The organism is Priestia sp. SIMBA_032, assembly GCF_046535215.1.
In the GTDB taxonomy this organism is placed as follows: Bacteria; Bacillota; Bacilli; order Bacillales; family Bacillaceae_H; genus Priestia; species Priestia aryabhattai.
On the sequence record NZ_JAWRXD010000001.1, the window covers coordinates 1,026,013 to 1,048,506 of the forward strand.

Below are 22,494 nucleotides of genomic sequence, written 5' to 3' on the forward strand. Positions count from 1 at the left end.
TAAAATCAAAGAAAAAGTACGCACTTTCAAGTGATATAGGTACTTGGAGGTTACAATAAGCGTAAATACTAAAGTCATGAACTATTGGGTATTCTAAAAAAATGCTTACACCTAGAAAATTTTGCTCTATAGTGATATGATAAACATCAGAAAAAATGCGAAAACATGCATTTGACCGTTATCTCTAGAACAAGGAGAGTTGTTAACGTGAAAAAATATAATATTCCAGTGGAAGCGGCACTAGAAGTCATTGGAGGCAAGTGGAAAGTTGTTATTCTTTGCCACTTAATTAAAGGGACAAAGCGCCCTGGAGAATTAAAACGAATTATGCCGCGCGTTACACAAAAAGTATTAACGCAGCAGCTTCGCGAACTTGAAGCAGACGGCATCATTGTTAGAAAAATGTACAATGAAATGCCGCCTCGAGTAGAATATTCTTTAACAGATTACGGATGGTCTTTAAAAAGCATTCTTGATTCATTATGCTCTTGGGGAGAACATCATATTGAAAAAACGTATCCTGATAAAGAAGCTGTACTTATGCAGCCTGTAGAAGAAGTCACTGTTTCTAATTAAAAAAAGCTGACTAGATAGTCAGCTTTTTCATTCCCTTACTTTCTTTATTTTTTTCAGACGATGTACGCATTCAGGAGGAACTCATATGACAGAACAACTTAAAAAGAAAATTAGTCTTCAAGATGCTATCAAACACCAGCTTGCTAATAAGAAAAATCAATCTTCAAGTAAAGCTCAAAATAGCAGCACGAATCAAGCAACCAAAAAGCTGACGAGTCAACAAACAAAAAAAACGAATAATCAGCGAAAGAGAACAGGTGTATAATGAACGGACAAAATAGAAAAGACGTAGCCCCTGGAATTGAAGTCGACATTGTTTTAAAAGCAGATCAGCGTTCTGGAAAACTTACACACGGAACGGTCAAAGACATTCTGACCAATTCAAGCTTTCACCCGCACGGCATCAAAGTCCGTTTAACAGATGGACAAGTCGGACGCATAAAAGAAATTTACTCGAATTAAAAAAGCATGTATTCTACATGCTTTTTTAATTTACACTTCAAATAAATCTACTTATCATTTCCTACTTTTGTTAAAATAAAGAAGCACTGTTGTCCCCTTTCTTTCCCTTGGGAATTCACGCAAGGAAGAAAAAGGTGGTGGATAGTCTGAGACAAATCCTCAAGTCATTTTTCCTAGATGCTGAGAATGTTCAGCTCCTAACGGCTTACGTAGAGCTTTTAGGAGCCATAGTCGCTCTTATTTTGCTATTTTTCCAGTAGTAAAATAAGTAATCACCGATAAGTATCGTCTAAAAGGTTCTTCATCCATAAGGCCCGTGTGCTGATTGTCTTTAGGGAATGGTGTTTGGCGGCACTTCCCTATAGTAAAAAGACAGCTTCCTTGCAGAAATGGACAAGGTGTAATCAACTACGGCCGATTATGGGTGCGGGACCTTTTTCTTTATTAGTCTATGTCTTTTTTTCACTTCCCATACACAAAAATAAAAAAACCTCCGAGTTGGCGGTCTCGAAGGTTTTTTCTAGTGAATCGTTTTCGACAAATCCTCATCCGGGCTAACAAGGTTCAGATCTAATAAGGTTATGTGATGAATTTCTTCACCTTACAAGTTAAACTTGTCAAAGCTAAAAATTCATTCGCTTGTTAAGAATAACTGAACGTGCGCTCCGAATTATCATTTTTCCTAGCTTTAGTATATCATATTTGTTGAAAACAGATAAAAAAAGTGTTCGACAAAGCTTGTCAGCAGCTCTTCACCTATTTCATATTTTTCAAAACAAAAAACATTTTACAAATATGAAGGAATTTCATACTATTAGATAAAAGATAGAAGATAGAAGTATTCTGACTTGGAGAGGATTTCAAATGAAGCAACCTCAGTTAGAAAAAGAAATTCGAGCCTTACAATCAGATATTTACCAAATAGCTAAGAAAACAAGCAGCTATTCTCACGGTGAGATTTTAAAATTAAGTCAAAAGCTAGATCAAAAAATTATTAGTTACCAAAAGCTTTTTAACCATACCAAATAAGAGCCGCGTAGGACTTTCACTTGCTATCCCTCAAGTACCATAAACCTACAAATAAAACAGATATGTTTTATTCGAAATGAGTACATCTCTGCTTCCCTAATTAATAGGGAAGTTTTTTATTTAGAAAATTAAAACCTTCTCTTTCCTTTGGTTAGTTGTCATACAAATTGGGTATTCAATCAGTAGACCTTAAAACCTATCTAAGAAATATAAAGGAGAGAATGCATGATGAGTAATGCTGATACTACCGACACAAAAAAAGGCGCTGATTTACTAGTAGAAAGTTTGGCAGGTCAGAATGTGCCTTATATATTTGGCATTCCAGGAGCCAAAATTGATGGCGTATTTGATGTTTTGAAAGAAAAAGGACCAGAAGTAATTGTGTGCCGCCATGAACAAAATGCTGCGTTTATGGCAGCTGCTATGGGAAGATTGACAGGTACGCCGGGCGTTTGCCTTGTCACATCAGGTCCAGGTGCCGCTAATTTAGCCACTGGCCTTGTGACTGCTACTTCTGAAGGTGATCCAGTGGTAGCCCTAGCAGGAGCTGTTCCGAGAGCAGATCGATTAAAAAAGACGCATCAATCAATGGATAATGAAGGACTATTTAAAGCTATCGCCAAATTCAGCGTTGAGGTAGAAGACGCTGCAAACGTTCCGGAAGTGATAACAGATGCCTTTCGCGAAGCTGTTTCTTCTCCTTCAGGAGCATCTTTTGTCAGCTTGCCGCAGGATGTAATGGATAGCGAAACACCAGCTTCCACTCTATCGGTTTTAAAAACTCCTAGGATTGGGGCTGCCAATTTAGACGCTGTTGCCCAAGCTATACACACTATTCGCACAGCAAAGCTACCTGTTTTACTTTTAGGTATGAGAGCAAGTAAATCTAAAGCAGTCGAATCTATCCGTCAGCTTGTAGCAGAACATGCCCTTCCTGTTGTAGAAACGTTCCAAGGTGCGGGAGCTGTTTCACGAGAGCTTGAAACTCATTTTTTTGGACGAGTAGGTCTTTTTCGCAATCAGCCTGGAGACGTCTTATTGAAGCATGCTGACGTCGTCTTAACAATTGGATATGACCCAGTTGAATACCCTCCTTCTCTCTGGAATTCAGAAAGTCAAAGAAGCATTATTCATTTAGATGATTTACAAGCACAAGCTGACCATCATTACCAGCCAGAAATTGAGTTAGTAGGAGATATTCCAAACACAATTGACATACTAGCGGATAAACTCCCACATTTAATACGTTCAAAAGAAAGTGCTTCTTTTTTAAAAACGCTAAAAAGCAAACTAGAACAACCTGACGATCAGTACGAGTTTTCTAATGACACTCACCTTCATCCCCTACAGTTAATTGAAACTCTGCAGGACTTTGTTGAAGATGATACTACCATCACATGTGACGTTGGTTCGCATTACATATGGATGGCTCGTTATTTTCGTTCCTATGAACCTCAGCATTTACTATTCAGCAACGGCATGCAGACGCTAGGTGTTGCTTTACCTTGGGCTATTTCAGCTGCGCTCGTTCGCCCCCATAAAAAAGTTCTGTCCATGTCTGGAGACGGCGGTTTTTTATTTTCAGCTATGGAGCTAGAGACAGCCGTTCGGTTAAACTTACCGATTGTTCACATTATCTGGAACGACCAAACCTACGATATGGTTGGCTTTCAACAACAGATTAAATATGGCCGAAAATCTGCAGTGGAGTTTGGCAGTGTAGACTTTGTTACATTTGCTGAAAGTTTTGGTGCCAAAGGATTTAGAGTTAACTCACCAGAAGAATTTTCGGACACTCTAGCAAACGCTTTTTGTGAACAAGGTCCCGTTATCATCGATGTTCCTGTAGATTATAAAGATAATGAAAAATTAAATACACAGCTACTGCCAGATCAAATTAACTGAAAGGACTGAGTAAAGAATGAGCACTAAAGAAAAATTAACGATTCACCAAACTTCCACTATGATTGCTTTATTAGACGGCGTGTTTGACGGTGTTGTCACATACAAGGAATTAGCTAAAAAAGGTGATTTCGGTATCGGTACGTTTAACCAATTGGACGGTGAAATGATTGCCTTTGACGGAGAGTTTTATCATATTGCCGATGGGAAAGCCGCACCTATTAGTGAAGATGCAAAAACACCATTTGCCATTATGACAACCTTTTATGAAGATATCTCCTACCGTGTAGAAAAAGAAATGAATCGTGAACAACTAGAAAACTTAATGAATAAGCTTATTCCAAGCCCGAATCTATTCTATGCAGTTCGCATTGACGGGAAGTTTAAAGAAGTAAAAACCCGCACGGTTGCAAAGCAAGAGAAACCCTATCCTTCTATGGTAGATGCGGCGGCTGATCAGCCTACATTTACATCTTCAGATGTAAATGGAACACTAGCAGGTTTTTACACGCCGGAATATTCTTCAGGCATCGGTGTTCCCGGCTACCACCTGCACTTTATTGATGAGTATAAAAAAGAAGGAGGACATATTTTAGACGTCTCAGTTCAGGATGTTACCATTCAAATTTGCAAAAAAACGAAATTAAATCTCAATTTATCGGAAACAAGTGAGTTTTTAGATGCTAATTTAGAAGACCATGATGTAGAAGAAGAAATTGCGACGGCTGAATAAACAACAATGCTTTTACTGATAAAAAAACTCTCATCGATGCGCATGACGATGAGAGTTTTTTATTTAATCGAGTTCAGGCTACTTTTCCAGCACAACACAGAAACCTTCCGCCTATAAGTAAAAGGAGCCCGTGTCTTTTAAAATATAGAAAAATGGTATTTCAGCCTCTTTTAGACATCTAGCCATTCGATCCTTAAAGTTATCTAATTTAATTATGTTTTTTGCTTCTTCTAACGTAAAATATCCCACATCCTGCGTTTCATTAGAGACAGAAATTTCTCCGCTAATCACTTTTCCCTTTAATAAAATAACAGTAGTAGACCTTTTAACATCTTGTTCTACTCCAAGAAAGTTGGTCACTTCAATAACAATTCCAGATTCCTCTTTAACTTCTCGTATACCCGCATCTTTTATCGATTCACCTGCTTCTACAAAACCTCCAGGAAATTCCCATCCCCGTCTATGGTTTTTGACTAGAAGCACGTGATGATCTTGATTGATTACCATAACTGCTACAGCTAATTTTTGATTCAACTCTTTCTCACTCTCCTTTTAAAGCTTTAAGATATTGTTCAAGAAGGTGAAGAAATCTTTCTATATCTCTATATGTGATATCACCAATATTTGCTATTCGAAACGTTTCTAATTTATCAACTTTACCAGGATAAATGGTAAATCCTTGTTTATAAAAAAAATCATGCATAATATCAAAATTATATTTTTTATCGGAAGGCTCGATGATAGAAGTAATAATTTTAGAATGATGTGTTTCAGGAACCAAATAGGTTAACCCAAGCCGAGTAATTCCATCAGTTAAAGTAGTCCATGATTTTGAGTAGCGTTCATATCGTTTCTCAATTCCTTCCCACTGAGTTTCTATAATTGCCTGCTTTAAGGCATACATAGTCTGAACAGGAGGAGTAAAACGCATTTGTTTATTTATTTGGAAATAGCGATACTGATCATATAAATGAAGATAAAGGTTACGAGGCTTCATTTGCTCCGTTTTTTCTAACCGGTCTTTATTTGCTATAACAAACGACACGCCTGCCATTCCTTGAAGGTTCTTATTTGCACTTGCGGCCAGATAGCTTATATTCATTTTTTGCATGTCAATCGGAACAGCTGCATACGAACTCATTGCATCCACAATCATCTCGATATTTTTCACTGCACAAAATTCCCCAATTTGTTCAATATTATTAAGAAGCCCTGTTGAAGTTTCACAGTGAACAAGTGCCAGATAAGAAACGCTCGTTGAAAGGTTTTTTATAAAAATTTCTAAGTCGTTCATATCAATAGCCTGCTTGGCAGAGCTTTTATATTCTGCATAATTCAGCCCATAAATCTCAGCGATTTTACACATTCTCTCACCGTATGGACCGTTATTGATAATAACAACCGCACCATTATCAATTACTGAACTTAAAATCGATTCCACTGCCGCTGTTCCAGATCCGCCGAATAATACCGTAGTATAATTCTCTGGATTCCCAACAAATTTTGTTAGTTCAGCAGCGATAAATTCCATCGTCTCCCCAAATTCTTTTTCTCTCGGGCAAATGTCCTCGACTATTTGAGCATATTTGACGGTGTCTGTGGTAGTTGCCGGTCCCGGGTTTAGAAGTATATTTCTCTTAACAGCGTGTGGAATACCTTCTCGAGCTTTAATAATCGGATAAACAATAGTAGTTGCTCTTGCCCAGTGATCTTCATCATCCACTTCACACCATGCCAAATTGTCCAGTTTATGAATATACACATTTATTTTTTCAGAAATTTTAACGAGGCCATATTCATAATCAATCGTTTGGTTAAACTGAAACAGCGTATTTGCTTCATCACAAAGTCTCTGAAATGTAACATAAGAGAGTTTGGTTAAACCAACTAGTTCTGCATAGATACTATTCAACTCTTCTTTTTGTTTTGACATATTCTTAAGGTTATTATTTTCATCCGCTTCAATATACACTTCATCGCCAGCACCGTTCAATTTACTCGCTAGTATGACATCTGATCTCGAATAGTTTACTAATGTTTTCAACGCACTCTTTTCATAAATTACGTCTGATTCCAATAGTAAAAAATCGTCTTTAATATAATTTTTAAATTGATACAGCGTAAACAGACTTCCCGTTGTTTCGTATCTAGAATTATAAATGCATTTTATTTGAGGGTATCTAACCATTAGCTTTTCATATTCTTCTTTCATATAACCTGTTCCAATAAAAATCGTCTTAACCCCTGCTTCTATTAACTTCGAAATGGAATGTTCAATAATCGATTTTTCATCAATCATCAAAAAACCTTTAGGTCTATTTCCAGCTCTTTTACGAATCCTGCTCCCCATGCCTGCAGCTAGAATAACAGCTGTTTTAATCATCTAAAAACACCTGCAGTCTTTCTTTGACTTCATAAGGCTTCATTTTAGGACGCCCCAGATTCTTTTTAGATCCTTTCGCTATTTTAAGATATAAAAACGTTAATTTTTTATCATTTTTCCACTGTTTTATATACGTCTCTAACTCATTTAAGTTATGAACATGAATGGAATTTTGATACCCACAGGAAGAAGCAATATCTACAAAATTAATGTTATGAGAGACCGTATGTTGTCCCCCTGTAGAATCATGGGTTTGATTGTCTAAAAGAATGTGTAATAAATTTGCCGGACAATAGTAGCCGTTGGTTGCTAGATTTCCCATGCGCATAAGCAAAGCTCCGTCTCCATCAATCGTAATGATGTTCTTTTCATTTCTGCTTAAAGCTAAGCCCAAACCAATGGAACTAACGCACCCCATAGATCCAACCATATAAAAATTATTTCTTGCGTCTTCTATTTCGTAAAGCTCTCTTCCAGTTTTCCCTGTAGCGGCCACCTGAATGGTATCATTGTCCTTTAGTGAATTAACTACTTGTAATGCCTCATACCTTGAAGGTAACTCGTCGGTTGTTATCTGTTCACTTTTCATTTTAGGAGTAACGTTAGTCCTTGATTTTTCTAAAAGCTTAACTGGCTCAAACGTTCCTTTTTTCACAATAAAGAAGTAGCCTTCATTATTTTCAACAGCTTGATTAGCCCGCTGCAATTGTTTTTTAACTTCCGCAAAATCAAAAGATAAATATTCCCATTTTATTTTCATCGTATTTAGCAGGGCAGGAGTAATTTCTCCCATTAACTCATGCTGCGGTTCATCCGGAAATCCAGGTTCTCCGCGAAAACTGACAAATCCCAGAATAGGAATTTTAAACGGATGAATAAGAGAGGTTAAAGGAGAAACAGCATTTGCTAATCCCGAATTCTGCATTAAAACAACCGCTTTGTTACCAGCAATTGATGCGCCAGCAGCAATCGCTACTGCTTCTCCTTCGTTTGCTGCTGCTACATATTCACATTCGTTGATAGCGTAGTTAATAAGATGTTTAAGATAGGAACAAGGAACCCCGCTATAAAATTGAAAACCTAGTTTTTTTAATTGAGTTCCAAATACGGACGTACTAATCATTTTTCCCACCATCTTTTTGAATCTTTGTATACGTTCCCGTATCTATCCATGACCCCATCGTATATTTAACAGCAACCGGATGAATTAGATTAATGTAATTAAAGAAATCAGAGAACGTGAGCTTAGCGAAATCTTTTCTTTGTGCCAGTTCTTCTAAAGCTCTTTTTACAATCTCAGCGCCTTTTCCGGAAACTTTCCAAAGACCAATGAATTCACCATGAATGTTTTTAGAGTTTGGATTACACGACATTTGAATCAAGTCTACTGTTTTGGAATACAACTGTTTGGAATAGGGAAGTTTAGCGGTTACATAAGATGTTTGATTTCCTTTTAACTCGTAATCAGCTCCTGCTACGATAGTGATATCGCCACTTTCATGAATTAACTCCTCAAAAACATGCGTTTTATACACGATGTTACTATCGCTTATTAAAGTAGCCGTTCCTAGCTTATCCCTCGCAGCATAAAGATAATATAACTCTCCTTTATTAGGAAACTCCTTGTCTTCCATAGCTTTGTTACGATCTACTTTTATACTATTTGCCACGCCGACTTTTTTTAACTGATTTATCTGCTCAGTTATTAAAGCTTCATTTGCTGATTCTTTTACCAGAATCATAGCGTTCGTGCTATGATTGGCAGAGCTTAAATAAAGTTTCTCTGCCATATCGAGCTCTTCAGCTTTTTGAAGGCGAAAAACTTCCTCAAGCGGAGAGACATTTTTTTCTACGTTAATCAAACTTTTATCGGAATAAATCTGAGCAGACGTTTTCTGCATAGCTGTAATGGAAGATCTTAAGTTATGGTTAGCCCAAATGCTCAAGCTAATTCCTAAATCACTAAATTTATCAGTTGGAACCGAATAGTATTTGGTTGGAACAATAATAACCGGAAGCCTGTTTCCCCACTCCTTCATAAAAGCTCCGATCTCTGTCATATCTGACCTTTTACTATGAATCAAAATGGCGTCGGTTCCCGCTTGGCGATAAGCTTCTGCACGCTTTAAAGCTTCTTTCAGCCCCCACCCTGCAATAAAAGCTTCTACGCGCGATACAACCACAAAATCTTCATCTTTTTGACTATCTTTCATTGCTTTAATTTTGCCGCAAAATTCATTAATATCTGCAAGCGGCTGTGCTTCACCTTTAATAAATGAGTTTGTTTTCGGAAACAATTTATCTTCAATACACACGCCTGGAATGTCTCGTTGCTCCAATTTCTTAACTAATCTTCTTGCATTATTAAAATTCCCATAGCCTGTATCGCCATCAAGAAGAATTGGAACGGACGTTGCGTCACTCATAAACTCTAAGACGTCTAATACCTGTGTCCATGAAGCCTCGTTATTATCTCTTACACCCAGTGCTGCAGATAAGGACAGGCCACTGGCCCATATCCCTTTGAACCCGGCTTCTTCTACAATCCTTGCAGATAGCGCACTGTGAGCTTCCATAATAAACTCTAGCTGTTTACTTTCTATCAACTCTCTTAGCTGTTTAGTCTTCTTCATTTCTATCCTCCTTTTACTCTTCGTTGTCTGGAATGAGTTTATTTCTTAATTGTTTAAAAGTAGGTTTTTTCATAACACGATGCGTTACTTTTAATAGAAGTATTATATTTTCATTTAAATAAGGAGCTAAAACATCGTATACTTCGTCGCCGGTATTACAGAAATAGACTTTATTAGGATCCATTCCATATGTTAAGGCTCCTGTTCCGATAGCTTTTGCTTCATCTCCTACTACAACCAGAATGTCAATTTTTGATTCCGCTGCTTTTTTTCCCATCTCTTCGTATTGTTTAATTGCATGAGGCCCTTCTCCCAGCTGAGGCATGTATCCTAATAAAGCGATAGACCGTTTCTCTTTTGACATATCACCAAGAACTTTAAGGGCTGTAGCCATCGATAAAGGTGAAGAGTTCCATGTATCATTAATTACCGTACATTCATTCATTCCTCTTTTAAATTCCAAATGTTCTTCTACTTGTTCAAATAAGCTGAGTCTTTGTATGGCAACGGAAATATCAACGCCTACATAAAATACAGCAGCAATGGCAGCAAGTGCATTATAAACATTATGTTCACCATATCCAGGGATAAAGGCATTGTACTCTTTGTTTTCGTGCTTTAAAGTAAAAGCCATTCCTCCATTAGCATATTTAATATTCTTTGCTTGAAATTGGGAACCATCATTTTTACCTACATATACAACGCCTTTAAAAGGACTCACATCAACCACTTTCTTAATATTTTCGTCATCTGCGTTTAAAATCAAAATGCCGCTATTTGGATCTAAGCCTTCGACAATTTCAGCTTTTGCCTTCATATATTCTTCAGGTGTTTCACAATCAGCGAGATGGTGCACTCCTATATTTAATAGAATTCGTATTTGCGGCTGAAAGTAGCGGCACGCAACTTTTAGATAGCCTGGATAGGCGACCGGCATCTCAAAAACAGCTACTTCCGTCGTATCATCAATACCTGTTAAATAACGTAGATTTACAGACATAGAATTCATACTCATCCACGTAGCTTTCACTTTATAATCTTCAATTAATATTTGTCGGATCATCTCTTTCGTGGTCGTTTTTCCACAAGTTCCTGTAACACCAATAACAGGAAGATCAAAAAGCCCTCGGTAGTATTCAATAAATTTCCAATAAGCATCTTCTAATTGAGCTGTTTTAACAAGAATAATATTTTCCTCTAAGTTCGTGCACAGTTCGGGTTGGTCTGTTATAACGACAATTGAATGATTTCCTTTCCAATACTCCCCTCTAATCGGTTCTCTATCTAAATGAAAGATGAGTGTATGATCCTCTATATCTCTTTTAGCGTAGTTTATAGCATGTTTAATAACGGGATTTCCTGATCTATAACAAAGGTCTCCCCCCGTTTGTTTAAGGATTTCATTTAATGTGAAGTTCTTCATATTAAATCCTCCTTTTCTTCTTCGTAACCCGCCAGTGAAGATGCATAATTGAGTAGACGAATCCCCGCCAAAGTACGCAGCTTATAGGCTCTAATTTGTGAGAATAGACTATCTGGTTTTGCATTTATTTCGAGTAACTTTATGGAACCGTACTGATCTATACATAAATCTACTGCCAGCTCTCCAAAAGGACCCACCTTCTCCTCTACTGTTGCAACAATATTTTTAGATATTTTAGCTAATTGGTTTATAACGAACCTTCTGTCTGTTGGATCAGGGTATAAACTATTCAATATTTTACTGAGGCGCATATTCGTTTCAGAATCTTCCGTTAGCACATCTTCACTGGTGAGGCGCGCAACCATACCCGTTCGAAGCCAAATTTGCTTTTCATTTTTTTGCATATAAACCCGTATTTCTAAATTTTTATCTTTATGCTGCTTTCTGCGAATTCCTTCTTGAACAAGATAAGGATTGTTTTTCATCAAAGGAGAGAGCAAGGTAAATAATTCTTCCATATTACTAAATTGATGCAGCTCTTTTTTATTAAGATCAAACCAAAAGATGCCTGTTGGTCGGCGAACGATGCGCATGACTCCTTTACTTAAGGCCCCGCCAAGCGGCTTTAAATAAACTTCTCCGTAGCTATCAAGCATTTCTGCAATGTCAGCAGGATTTTTCACTAGACGTGACTCCGGAAGAAATTCTTCATATTCTTTCATAAGAAGTTGATATGTTGCCCACTTATCTCCCGTAAGCTGAAACAAGTTTGAAGAATTAACAAAAGGAATTTTATAAATCGCCTGAAGTTTCGCCCTTACTTCATCTATTAAAATATTTTTTCTACCATCTATGAAATAACGATCATAAATAACAGCGGGAAAAGGAAAAAGCCCTTCACCGTTAACGGTTGTTCCTTTAACCAGTTTTTTCTCCCAATCAATATCTTCGGGTTCAAACACATATACAAGCATTCGCTTTTCCTTTGCTAAGCGACATAAGTGGTAGAAATAAGTTGTTTGTCTTTCAAAAGGACGGTTAGCAAGAATGCCAATGATAGGACCTAAAGTTATGATGCCTTCTGAAGCTGATAGCTTGGGGCACCAATCTTTTGGGAGAGATAGTTTATCACGGAGAGATTTAGAGAGTTGAACCATATTTGAATGGCGAAATGAAAAAGGATAAGAATGAACAGTTGCAGTTGATATTGCCTTTCCTGCACTAACAATCGTAGACTGCCCCTCTTTGAGGCCATATTTTAAACGGAGCTTTTTGGGGATTTGAATAATATATCCGCGGTCATAGATTTCTTTAGAAATCTTCACATTCCAATTCCTGCGAATATCGTTTGATTCATCACAAGGAATTTCTTTTTCGATCATTTCAAATAGAAAAGATAGTTCATTTTGGTAGTGTGGATAGCTAGATGTTTTCATAAGATTCGCCTTGATATCTTTCCACATCCGCTTAAGAAAGATTTTATTCCCTTGATAGTAGGCACGCTGCGTAAATGGATGAAATAAAAATTCGCTTTTTAATTCATGATGATGGGTAGCAACTAGCTGAGCAAGAGCTAAAGTGGAGAGAGTAATTCTAGGGTCGATAATCCAAGAACTTAACGTTAAATACTCAAATCCATACGGTTTTTCACGATAGCGTCCAATACCTCCATGGTTTGTTTTCCTTCTAAGTTTAGCAGTCTTAGATTCTTCTATCAGCGATACTGGAATAGCAAGGTAGTGGTCAAGAGCTCTTAATAAGGATAAAGAAGGCGGAAGGCCAAAATGAATATGTCCTCCACATTGATACCCTGAAAACGGCATGCTGCCTGCCCGAAAATGAACGTTTTTATATGGTACCTGTGCAGATGCTTTTTCTATTAATTTTTGAATATTGTCAAATAGCTCTGTTGATGAATTCGCTTTTTCAGGCCTAACTTCTACTAATGCATACTCGCCGCTATCTTGTTCTATTTGCCTTTCATCACAGCCTACGGGACCTTCAACAGAAAAGAAAGTAGAAGCTGGTAGAAGCTCTCCATCGCAACTTAACATAAACTCAACATCAGCACCCATGCTAAAAGGAACAGTAGGCTTTAGCGGATTTTCTATCCATTCGCTTTCTGATGAGTTAATATCTGTGACGATACACTCTCCATTTTCTAGTACACCCATTTTAACAAAGCCGTTTTTAGCTCCTGTTACGTAGAGCGCCCGAATGGCTACGTTCATCAGCATTTCCGGTACATCCATGCTGTTTATCTGTTCTAATTTCCAACCGAAGGCTTGCGTTCGAATGGGTATTTCATTAAATACAACATGTTCACTGGTCACTACTTGTACTGTTTTTACGCTCAGTCCTTCTACTTCTAGACAATATTCTTTGTCTATTGCATATATTTTTGTAAAATAATCATATCCTTCATATATGGCTTGGTCCTTTGTATTGACGATAACAATATCTCTTCCGCTATGGTGACCATATTTCCTCCCTATCACTGGATATGAACAGGTTTTTGGGTCAACTAATTCAACAGACGGTATATTATTCAGATTAAGAGTTTGCAACGTCATTTCTTTATCAGATAATATCCCTAACTCTTCTCTCATTGGATCCATTTTAAAGCCTCCTAATTAGAACTTTCTATCGTATTTTGCTACTTTACTGCCCTATAACAATAATCAGCTACTTATATAGTATGTAACTATACAAAATACTCCTGTACATTTATCTATTTATTTCCACCGTCTTTAAAAACTTTTTATGTATTTATTTAACACGCGTAATAATTCACCGATTTTATTTTCACTGCATTTATTATAGAAAGGATAGATTTCAGACGATATAAAAGGAGAAATAGTCAATGACATTAAAATTCATTCATGGAAACTACTTAAAATACAACAAAGGAACTGGTTTTATAAGCTGTCATGTGGATGCACTTCATGCCGAACCACCCGCTGCCGATTTATTTACGGACAAAGTCGTAGAGAATTTAATCAAGAAAACAGGATGTGCAGGAATCGTTAGCACGGTTTCCAGAACCGTAGCAGATTTAAATAGAAATCTAAATAAAGCGAACTATGAGGGGATACAAGAATATAGAAGAACAATCCAAGAAATTTTTAAATCTTTAAAGATAGTAGATAGTAATAATTGCCTTTTAACACCCTATTTGCATTTATCTTTTCATGGAATGAAGGATACACATTACGGACCTTATGCAATTGAAGTGGGGACTTTATATGGACAATCTTGCTCAAAGGAAGTTAAAGATTGGTTTCAAGAGACGCTGACTAAAAAATCTGAAGATTCGTTCCCAAAAATCCATGTAATATTTGATAATAAATTTGTAGGAAACGAATCAATTGCCTTTCACAGACAAGGTGACAATAGCGGCTATCTAGGTTACAGTCATAATTTTAATACGTTTCAAATTGAATTATCCCGGACTCTGCGCAGCAAACACAAAACTGCTATAACAAATATATTTTCCGAGATTATTGATGACTTTCAACAAACATTCGTCGCTACTTAGTTTTTAGGAATCCTTTCCGTCTACTATTTCTTTTATATATTTAGGTAAAACAAATGATGCACGGAAAATTTCAGGATCAACATATTGAGTATGTGTATGCTGTAACTTCGTCAAATCGGCCTGAAGAGGATCCATTTTTTTAGAAGCAATCGTAAAACTCCAAATGCCGCAAGGGAAAAGAGGTATAGTCACTAGATATGTGCGGACAATGGGAAATAGCCCCTTTAAATTTTTAACAGTGCCTTGTAACGTAGAAGTATTGTAGTAAGGAGACCCTGATTGAAAAACAACCACGCCATCATCTTTAAGGCTGTTGTAGACATATTGATAAAAATCAGGTTGAAATAGTTTTTTTCCCGGCCCAACAGGGTCAGGTCGATCAATTATGAGAACATCATAAACTCCCTTCTGTTCTTGAATCCAATCTATTCCATCGCGATGTATCATATTGAGCCTGGTTTCACCATCATAACAAGAAGCCGGAGTTAGCCATGTGCGGCAGATTTCTGTAACTTTTGGGTCAATTTCGACTACATCAATTTGTTGAATTCCGTCATACTTCATTACCTCCCGTGCAGGACCACAGTCTCCTCCGCCAATCATCGCAACTTTTTGGGGATTTGAATGCGTTATAATTGGCACATGGCTAATCATTTCATTATAAATAAACCCTTCTCCTGTTGAAATTTGTGGAGTACCATCTAGCACCAACATTTTCCCATACCATTTTGTATCCACAATACTGATTTGCTGATAGGAAGATTGTTCATAGTGAAGCAGACTTTTTACTTTATACCCCATTTTCACTCTAGCCTGTCCAACGTAACTCCAGATCCAGAGAACTCCATTATCATCCTTTTTATAACCTGAAAGAGGACACTTTTCTGTCACTTTTTCCACCTCCTATTTCAAAAATTTGTGTTCTATATAAAATATGAATTATTTTTCATTTCGCTATAATTCGATAGCACAAATTTATAGGTGCTTACTCTATTAATCTCTTCTAATTTCAATTTTTCTTCCATTATTGTCTACTTGCTGTTCTTTCAAAGCTTTTTAATTGTTTCTTCATCAGCACTTAGATGGAGTACAACTCTAAGTTATCTCTCCGCTTTTATCTGCGTCCGTTCTTCAGCAAAAGTACGGAAGAAAACCTAACACAGAATGATACATAAGAAAGAAAGCGTAGTATCATAATTACCATATTGCAACAGCTTTGCGCTGCATATAAAAAAGGAGGTTTTTAAGCAATGGTTTCTAAACGACCCTTATCTGTACTTCTTATCTCGACTTTATCTATGATTATTGCTTTTTCAGTATGGTCTGTCTTCGCGCCTATCGCCGCAGATATTCAAGTGATGTATTCATTAACCAATGCTGAAAAAAGTATCTTAATTGCCACTCCCGTCTTATTAGGTTCCCTCATGCGAATTCCGATGGGGATTTTAACAGATCGCTTCGGTGGAAGAAAAGTGTATTCGTTGACAATGCTTGCTCTTTTACTCCCTACCATTTGTGCAGGCTTTACCCATTCTTACTCCATGCTGCTCTTTTGGGCATTTTTTATCGGCATGGCTGGAACAACATTTGCTATTTCGATTACATATGTCTCTAAATGGTATTCACCTCAAAAGCAAGGTTTTATTTTAGGAATTGCCGGGATGGGCAACTTAGGATCAGCGGTAGCAAGCTTTAGTATTCCACTTATCTTTTCTTCTTTTGGCTTGCCTTGGGTATTTTGGAGTTTAGCAATTGCGGTAGCCTTAATGGCTCTTTTATTATGGGTAGGAACTTCAGACCACCCTTCTGCTGCTTCCCCCAAAACGCTGCAGGAATCTTTATCGGTATTAAAATTTAAAGAAACGTGGTTTTTATCTGTTTTCTATTTTTTAACATTTGGTGGATTTGTCACGTTCAGCATCTATCTCCCTACCATTTTGCATGATCAATTTAATGCTTCAACTGTAGACAGTGGGCTGAAAACAGCTGTTTTTGTTGTACTAGCGACGTTTGTACGGCCTCTTGGAGGATATTTATCAGATGTATTCGGAGCAAAAAAAGTACTTACCTTCGTCTTTACCGGAATGCTACTAATAGGGTTATTTATTGCATTTACCATCACGGCCTTCTCCCTATTTAGCGTAGGTTGCTTACTTGCAGCCATTACTCTTGGTATCGGAAATGGAGCTGTTTTTAAAATGGTTCCATCTGTTTCAACAGGAAATATTGGAGCTGTTACCGGGATCGTAGGCGCATTCGGAGGAGTAGGCGGATTCTTTCCCCCTATTGTGCTAGGCTTTATAAAAGATACAAGCGGAGATTACGTTGTCGGCTTTTCCTTACTAGCGCTTTTTGCCCTATTCTGTCTCTTACTGAATTATTCTGGATTCAAAAAACAAGATGTACGTATTAACCAAAAGCACCTTGCCTGATTCCATGTAAAAAGCCTCTTTTTCAAGAGGCTTTTTGCATCAGCATTTTTAATAACTGCTTCTTTTTACAGAAGGGCTAATATTCACAGCACTTACTTTAAATCCTGGCATCTTACAGGCGGGATCTAATTTCTCAGAGACAAGGTTATTAACATTTTGAGAATCCGCCCAGTGAAAAGGAACAAATACGGTATCTGGCCGAATGCCCTCTGAAAATTTGCTTCTCACTACAATCCTTCCATATGAAGATTCAATTTGCACTAATTCTTGATTCGAAATTTCATATTTTTTCGCTGTTAAAGGGTGAATTTCCATAAAAGATTCGAAATTTCTAGCAGATAAAGACGCACTTTTTCGCGTTTGTACACCCGTTAAATAGTGCGACATCACTCTCCCCGTTGTTAAATAGAGAGGATATTTTTCGGTTATTTTTGCTTTAGGAACAATAGCTTGATTCGAGACAGGGACCATCATCGCTTTTCCATCACTATGAGCAAAACGCGTTTCAAATAGGCGCTCGGTTCCCTTATCTGTTAAGCTTCTGCATGGCCATAAAATTCCTTTTTCCTCTCGTAATCGTTCGTACGTAATACCGGAGTAATCAGCGACCCCTCCTTTACTTGCCATTCGCAGTTCATTAAATATTTCTTCAGCTGATGAAAACGAAAAATGTTCCTCTTTCCCTAAAACTTTAGCAATTTCACATAGTATTTCCCAGTCGTGTTTGACTTCGCCGCGGCACGGAAAGCTAGCTTCGCGTAATGTAACTCTTCCCTCTACATTTGTCATGGTTCCTTCATCTTCCAAGTAGGAAGATGCCGGTAAGATCAAGTTTGCTAATTTTGCCGTTTCTGACTCAAACATATCTGCTACCACTAGAAATTCAAGCTTTTCAAAAGCCTTCTTAACAAAATTAGCGTTTGGATTTGAAACTGTGGGATTTGAACACATCAAAAACAGCCCTTTAATTTCACCGTCATGAATTTTTTCAATCATCTCATATGCAGAAACACCTTTTCTAGGAAGATCTTTCTCCTCTATGTTCCATACATCCGCTATATACATCCGGTGCTCGTGATTTTCGATTGAACGGTAGCCTGGAAGCTGATCCGCTTTTTGACCGTGCTCTCGGGCTCCTTGCCCATTTCCTTGACCAGTAATGGCTCCATATCCGCAGCGGGGTTTACCGATTTTCCCAACAGAAAGTAGAATATTCAAAAAGTTCTGCACAGCAGCACTCCCGTCTGTTTGCTGCTCTACCCCTCTAGCAGTAAAAATCATTCCTGTTTCTCTTTGACCAAACATACGGGCAGCTTGATACATTTCCTCAAGCGGCACTCCCGTTATTTCTTCAATGACACTAAATTCTAGCGACGTCACATATTGCATTACCTCTTCAAATCCATTAACACGTTCTTGTAGAAATCGTTCATCTAGATAATTTTCTTCGATAATGACCTTCAAGATTCCATTGGCTAATGCTGCGTCGCTCCCCGGTTTAAGCTTCAGGTGTAAATCAGCTATTTTAGTTGTACCTGTCTCTCTTGGATCAATAGCAATAATAAAAGCTCCGTTTTCTTTTGCTTTTTCAAAATAAGGCATAATCGTTGGCTGACATTCCGCAATATTTGTTCCAGCTAACATAATACATTCAGTAAACGGAATCTCTTGTAAGCTATTCGTAAATCCTCTGTCCATGCCAAATGTTTTACTAGCAGCAGAAGCAGCAGCTGACATACATAAGCGTCCATTATAATCAATATATTTTGTTTTTAACGCAACTCGAGCAAATTTCCCTAATAAATAAGCTTCTTCATTTGTAATAGAGGCACTTCCATAAACACCTAGCGCATCTGCTCCATTCTTCTCTTGAATTTCTGTAACGTGCTCTTTAATATAGTCAAGAGCTTCCCTCCAAGAAATCTTTACAAACTCTCCGTTTACTTTTAATAAAGGATATTGAATCCGATCTTTATGCAAAGGATGCTGATGCGCATTCATTCCTTTGATACATAATCTTCCTTGAGAAGTAGGGTTGTCTCTTCCAATTGTTTTATACGTTTTTCTTTTTACATGTGTTTGTTCAACTAACTGCATTTTGCACTGCATGCTGCAGTAAGGACACTGCGTATTATAGATACGCTCGGTTTCAACTTGCTTTTGCTGCTCACGAAAATATTTCAACAGCATCTCAGTCATCGTAGGTCACCCTTCTTTCCTATAATAAATATGTGATTGCACGAGAGCGTTCTGAGCTGAGCTGCTTCATTAAATACTCTCGATTGTCTGCCTCAAACAAAACTTCTCTGACATGAACAATTCCTACTCGCTCGATCCAGCTGCCGACAGCTTCTAAATAGTTCCCCGTTTCACGGTAATATTGAATCAAAGAACAGCTGATTTCTACTGCTTCCTCGTTCGTTTCGGCCACATAAAACAGCTCCCCGCTTCTCGCTTCTGTGCTGCTTCCGCCAGCATATATTTCCCAACCTCTGTCTATTCTTCTTAATCCTATATCACTTGTTGTTACATCCTCTGTAACGTGAAAACAAGAAGCAATACTGATTTTGATATCGCATGGGGTCTTTACATATTCAAGCTGTTTGTCTAATTCATTTGATAAAGCAAGAGCAGGTTCATACTGACAAATACACGTTCCTTTTCCGATATAAACAGATACATTTTTAACTGTACGTTCATATAGCTGCTGAAGTCCTCTATCTATTTCCTCCCTTATCAACGGAAGATATTCTTTTTTCACTCCAATAAGTTGAATGCGCTGATCACTTGTTAAACGAATATTCGAGATGTTGTATCTTTCAGCCACATTTGCTATGTTCCTTAATTCCTGTACATTTGTCAGACCACCGTGAATTTGCGGTACCACTGCATAAGTCCCGTCGTGAAGCAAAACGGCCTGTTCATTCTCCGTAGTAAATAAAGAATGTCGATTGTTTTCATAATGAGGATTCATCATATCTAAATAGTAATGAAGACCGCCTTCACATAACGAGCAGCCTTTCATGTCTTTGAACTTTAACATTTCTCTTACTTGCTGAACCGTTTCAAATTGATATTGCTGCATTTCTTTTACCAGCTCATCTTCTGATAAATGTGTACATGTACAAAAGGTTTTTTGTTCAATGATTTCATCAAATTCATCGCTTTGGATATACGTTAAAAGGTCTGTTATAAGAGGTTTGCATCCTCCACATGAACCAGAAGCTTTCGTGCAATTTTTTATTTCATCTACTGTCGTTAAATCATTTTTCTGTACTGCTTCAATAATAGCTCCCTTGGTTACACCGTTACAGTTACATACGATATCTGTAAGTGGCATAGAAGCTGCTGCATTTTCTTTTTCATGTTGAGAAGGAAATAAGTGTACTTTTTCCGCTTGCGACAAATCCTTTTTTTCACTAATCATTTGTGATAGCTTTATAGCCTCACTGGTATCCCCAAAAAGAACAGCTCCCACTATTTTCCCTTCGCGAAAAACGACTTTTTTGTATATACCATCTAACATATTCGAAATCGTAATAGCTTTTGCACCTTGATTTTCATTAAACTCTCCGACCGAGTAAACGTCTATTCCTGATATTTTTAACTGAGTAGAAAGAACGGACCCGCCATAACCTTCGTTTTTTATTTGGCAAAGGTGTCGCGCTAAGACTTTTCCTTGTTCGTAAAGAGGAGCAACAAGGCCGTATGTCATCCCTCGATGTTCCGCGCATTCACCTACTGCATAGATATCCGGGGTGCTCGTTTCTAAATAATCATTTACGATGATTGCTCTATTTGTTTCTATTCCACTTTTTTTAGCTAGATTAACATTTGGCCTCACTCCTGTAGCCATTACAACTAAATCAGCTGCAATTTTGCTGCTATCGTTAAATCGGACGCCTTCTGCTCGATTTCCCCCTATAATCTCATCCGTATGTTTGTTTAATAGAAAACTCATGCCTTGCTTTTCTAATTCTTCTCTTAACATAGCAGATGCTGCTCTGTCTAACTGTCGCTCCATTAAGAAACCCGAATGATGAATGACTTGAACATCCATTCCTAAATTTAATAGTCCTCTAGCAGCTTCCAGCCCTAACAGACCCCCTCCAATAACCGCTGCTTTTTTATACTGTTTAGAAATTTTAATCATTTCCTGACAGTCTTCGATGGTACGAAAACCGAGGACACCTTCTTTGTCAGACCCTTTAACGGGGAGCATATACGGGTTCGAACCAGTAGCAAGAATGAGCTTGTCGTACATCGTCTCTCTGTTTTTATCTGTTTTTATTATTTTTCTCTTGGTGTCTATGTGTGTAACGCTTTCTCCTTTAAATAAAGTAATATTATTTTCCTTATACCATGCCAAAGAATGAATATTGATATCTTCAAGCTTTGTACTGCCTTGTAAAACGGTTGATAATAAAATTCGATTATAGTTAACGTGAGGCTCACTTCCAAAAACAGTAATATCAAAACAATCTGGAGAATGAATAAGAATTTCTTCAATACAGCGCATTCCTGCCATTCCATTTCCGATTAATATCAGCTTTTGTTTCGTCATATAAAAACCTCCAACACATAGATTCAGACCGTAAAATATACAGTTTTTATTATTTCATAAACTTCTCTAAAAGAAATGAACCTTGTTATAACTTCTAACATTAAAATCTGTTTAAAGCTTATGAATACGCCGATACCATTCGTTGAAAGCAAGCTTTTATATAGAAGATTAATATGCTTTAAAAAGGGGTAGAAAAAAGGATGCTATGCTTATATCACCTTTCCCTACGCCTTATAAGTAATCTATATAAAATTTTGTTATCTTCTTTTTGCCTACTATTTATTTATTTTGAAATCAATTATGATAAAAAAAAGAGTCTGAATTGGAGGTTTAAAACATGTCAATAACCGTTCACGCCACTCAGTGGATTCATTTTCAAATTAAATTGTATAACCTTCATTCCAAAACGAGATCGCTTAAAGATCAAAAACTAGAATTACCTCTGTCAGAATTCCATCAAAATCTAATCATATTTACATCAGCAGCTCATCATGGCCTTACATTTGGATATCAAGCCATTCAATGGGATACACCCTATACTTCCTTTCCGATTTACATAGAACATCAGTCTATTCCATGGTCCACTTTAGAACAACGTTCCCATAAGCGCATAACCGAACATATTACAGCTATTTTCTTAGAGACAATGTTTTATAGACAAAGTCAATTCAAACAATGTCAATTTTGTTTTGAATTTATCATTCCTGAGAGTCTTTTTGACCATACAACCTGTCAAAACTGCGCATCACGACATTTTGGAGTGGTGTATTAATTAACAAACAAAAGCCTGAAGAAGTCGGAAAAACTCTGACTTCTTCA

General features: G+C 37.3%; 18 protein-coding genes. 9 read left to right on the forward strand and 9 right to left on the reverse strand.

Annotation, left to right across the window (positions count from 1 at the left end):
- Positions 1-207: 207 nt before the first annotated feature.
- The 6 genes from SB717_RS05110 to budA all read left to right on the forward strand — a co-directional run bounded on the left by SB717_RS05110 (position 208) and on the right by budA (position 4,702).
- A complete protein-coding gene (locus SB717_RS05110; RefSeq protein WP_013055500.1) occupies positions 208-576 on the forward strand; it encodes a winged helix-turn-helix transcriptional regulator in 369 nt (122 codons plus the stop codon).
- An 85-nt stretch (positions 577-661) separates the two neighbouring features.
- Complete coding sequence (locus SB717_RS05115; protein ID WP_074679139.1) at positions 662-841, forward strand: hypothetical protein; 180 nt, start codon at positions 662-664, stop codon at positions 839-841.
- Positions 841-1,038 carry a YwbE family protein gene (locus SB717_RS05120; protein WP_074679141.1) on the forward strand — a complete coding sequence of 66 codons (198 nt, stop codon included), beginning with the start codon at positions 841-843 and terminating at the stop codon, positions 1,036-1,038. The genes SB717_RS05115 and SB717_RS05120 overlap by 1 nt, the downstream gene beginning before the upstream one ends.
- An 864-nt stretch (positions 1,039-1,902) precedes the next feature.
- Complete coding sequence (locus tag SB717_RS05125; protein WP_410903376.1) at positions 1,903-2,067, forward strand: aspartyl-phosphate phosphatase Spo0E family protein; 165 nt, start codon at positions 1,903-1,905, stop codon at positions 2,065-2,067.
- A gap of 225 nt (positions 2,068-2,292) precedes the next feature.
- Positions 2,293-3,972, forward strand: coding sequence for an acetolactate synthase AlsS (alsS, locus tag SB717_RS05130; RefSeq protein ID WP_410903377.1), 1,680 nt, complete (start codon positions 2,293-2,295; stop codon positions 3,970-3,972).
- 16 nt (positions 3,973-3,988) lie between these two features.
- Entirely contained in the window at positions 3,989-4,702 is a 714-nt protein-coding gene (gene budA, locus SB717_RS05135; protein WP_410903378.1) for an acetolactate decarboxylase, read from the forward strand.
- Between the two features lie 111 nt (positions 4,703-4,813).
- On the opposite strand, the gene SB717_RS05140 is transcribed toward budA, so the two are convergent.
- From SB717_RS05140 to SB717_RS05165, 6 genes are read right to left on the reverse strand one after another with little or no spacing between them, the layout of a single operon-like run.
- Complete coding sequence (locus SB717_RS05140; protein ID WP_410903379.1) at positions 4,814-5,236, reverse strand: NUDIX hydrolase; 423 nt, start codon at positions 5,234-5,236, stop codon at positions 4,814-4,816.
- A 7-nt stretch (positions 5,237-5,243) separates the two neighbouring features.
- Positions 5,244-7,085: a 2-aminoethylphosphonate aminotransferase gene (locus SB717_RS05145; RefSeq protein ID WP_410903380.1), complete on the reverse strand. Its 1,842-nt coding sequence runs from the start codon at positions 7,083-7,085 to the stop codon at positions 5,244-5,246.
- The gene (gene aepY / locus SB717_RS05150) at positions 7,078-8,208 is read right to left on the reverse strand and encodes a phosphonopyruvate decarboxylase (RefSeq protein ID WP_410903381.1); all 1,131 of its coding nucleotides are present in this window, start codon (positions 8,206-8,208) and stop codon (positions 7,078-7,080) included. The genes SB717_RS05145 and aepY overlap by 8 nt, the downstream gene beginning before the upstream one ends.
- Complete coding sequence (aepX, locus tag SB717_RS05155; protein ID WP_410903382.1) at positions 8,201-9,718, reverse strand: phosphoenolpyruvate mutase; 1,518 nt, start codon at positions 9,716-9,718, stop codon at positions 8,201-8,203. Before aepX ends, aepY begins: the two co-directional genes overlap by 8 nt.
- 13 nt (positions 9,719-9,731) lie before the next feature.
- On the reverse strand, positions 9,732-11,141 hold the full coding sequence (locus SB717_RS05160) for a Mur ligase family protein (RefSeq protein ID WP_410903383.1): 1,410 nt from the start codon (positions 11,139-11,141) through the stop codon (positions 9,732-9,734).
- Positions 11,138-13,759, reverse strand: a complete 2,622-nt coding sequence (locus SB717_RS05165; protein ID WP_410903384.1) for a putative amidoligase domain-containing protein — start codon at positions 13,757-13,759, stop codon at positions 11,138-11,140. The genes SB717_RS05160 and SB717_RS05165 overlap by 4 nt, the downstream gene beginning before the upstream one ends.
- A gap of 245 nt (positions 13,760-14,004) precedes the next feature.
- Here SB717_RS05165 and SB717_RS05170 point away from each other — a divergent pair, with 245 nt between their 5' ends.
- Entirely contained in the window at positions 14,005-14,679 is a 675-nt protein-coding gene (locus tag SB717_RS05170) for a hypothetical protein (protein WP_098620761.1), read from the forward strand.
- Between the two features lie 3 nt (positions 14,680-14,682).
- Here SB717_RS05170 and speE read toward each other — a convergent pair whose 3' ends face one another.
- On the reverse strand, positions 14,683-15,570 hold the full coding sequence (gene speE / locus SB717_RS05175; protein WP_410903385.1) for a polyamine aminopropyltransferase: 888 nt from the start codon (positions 15,568-15,570) through the stop codon (positions 14,683-14,685).
- A 359-nt stretch (positions 15,571-15,929) separates the two neighbouring features.
- On the opposite strand from speE, the gene SB717_RS05180 reads away from it, so the two are divergent.
- Entirely contained in the window at positions 15,930-17,111 is a 1,182-nt protein-coding gene (locus tag SB717_RS05180) for an MFS transporter (protein ID WP_074679165.1), read from the forward strand.
- Positions 17,112-17,159: 48 nt separating this feature from the next.
- Here the strand turns inward: SB717_RS05180 and nasC are convergent, their stop codons facing one another.
- Together nasC and nirB are read right to left on the reverse strand one after the other, a co-directional pair.
- Positions 17,160-19,310, reverse strand: coding sequence for an assimilatory nitrate reductase catalytic subunit NasC (gene nasC, locus SB717_RS05185; protein ID WP_074679167.1), 2,151 nt, complete (start codon positions 19,308-19,310; stop codon positions 17,160-17,162).
- Positions 19,311-19,329: 19 nt separating this feature from the next.
- Entirely contained in the window at positions 19,330-21,675 is a 2,346-nt protein-coding gene (nirB, locus tag SB717_RS05190) for a nitrite reductase large subunit NirB (RefSeq protein WP_410903386.1), read from the reverse strand.
- Between the two features lie 337 nt (positions 21,676-22,012).
- On the opposite strand from nirB, the gene SB717_RS05195 reads away from it, so the two are divergent.
- Complete coding sequence (locus SB717_RS05195; RefSeq protein ID WP_074679171.1) at positions 22,013-22,447, forward strand: hypothetical protein; 435 nt, start codon at positions 22,013-22,015, stop codon at positions 22,445-22,447.
- Positions 22,448-22,494: the final 47 nt, after the last annotated feature.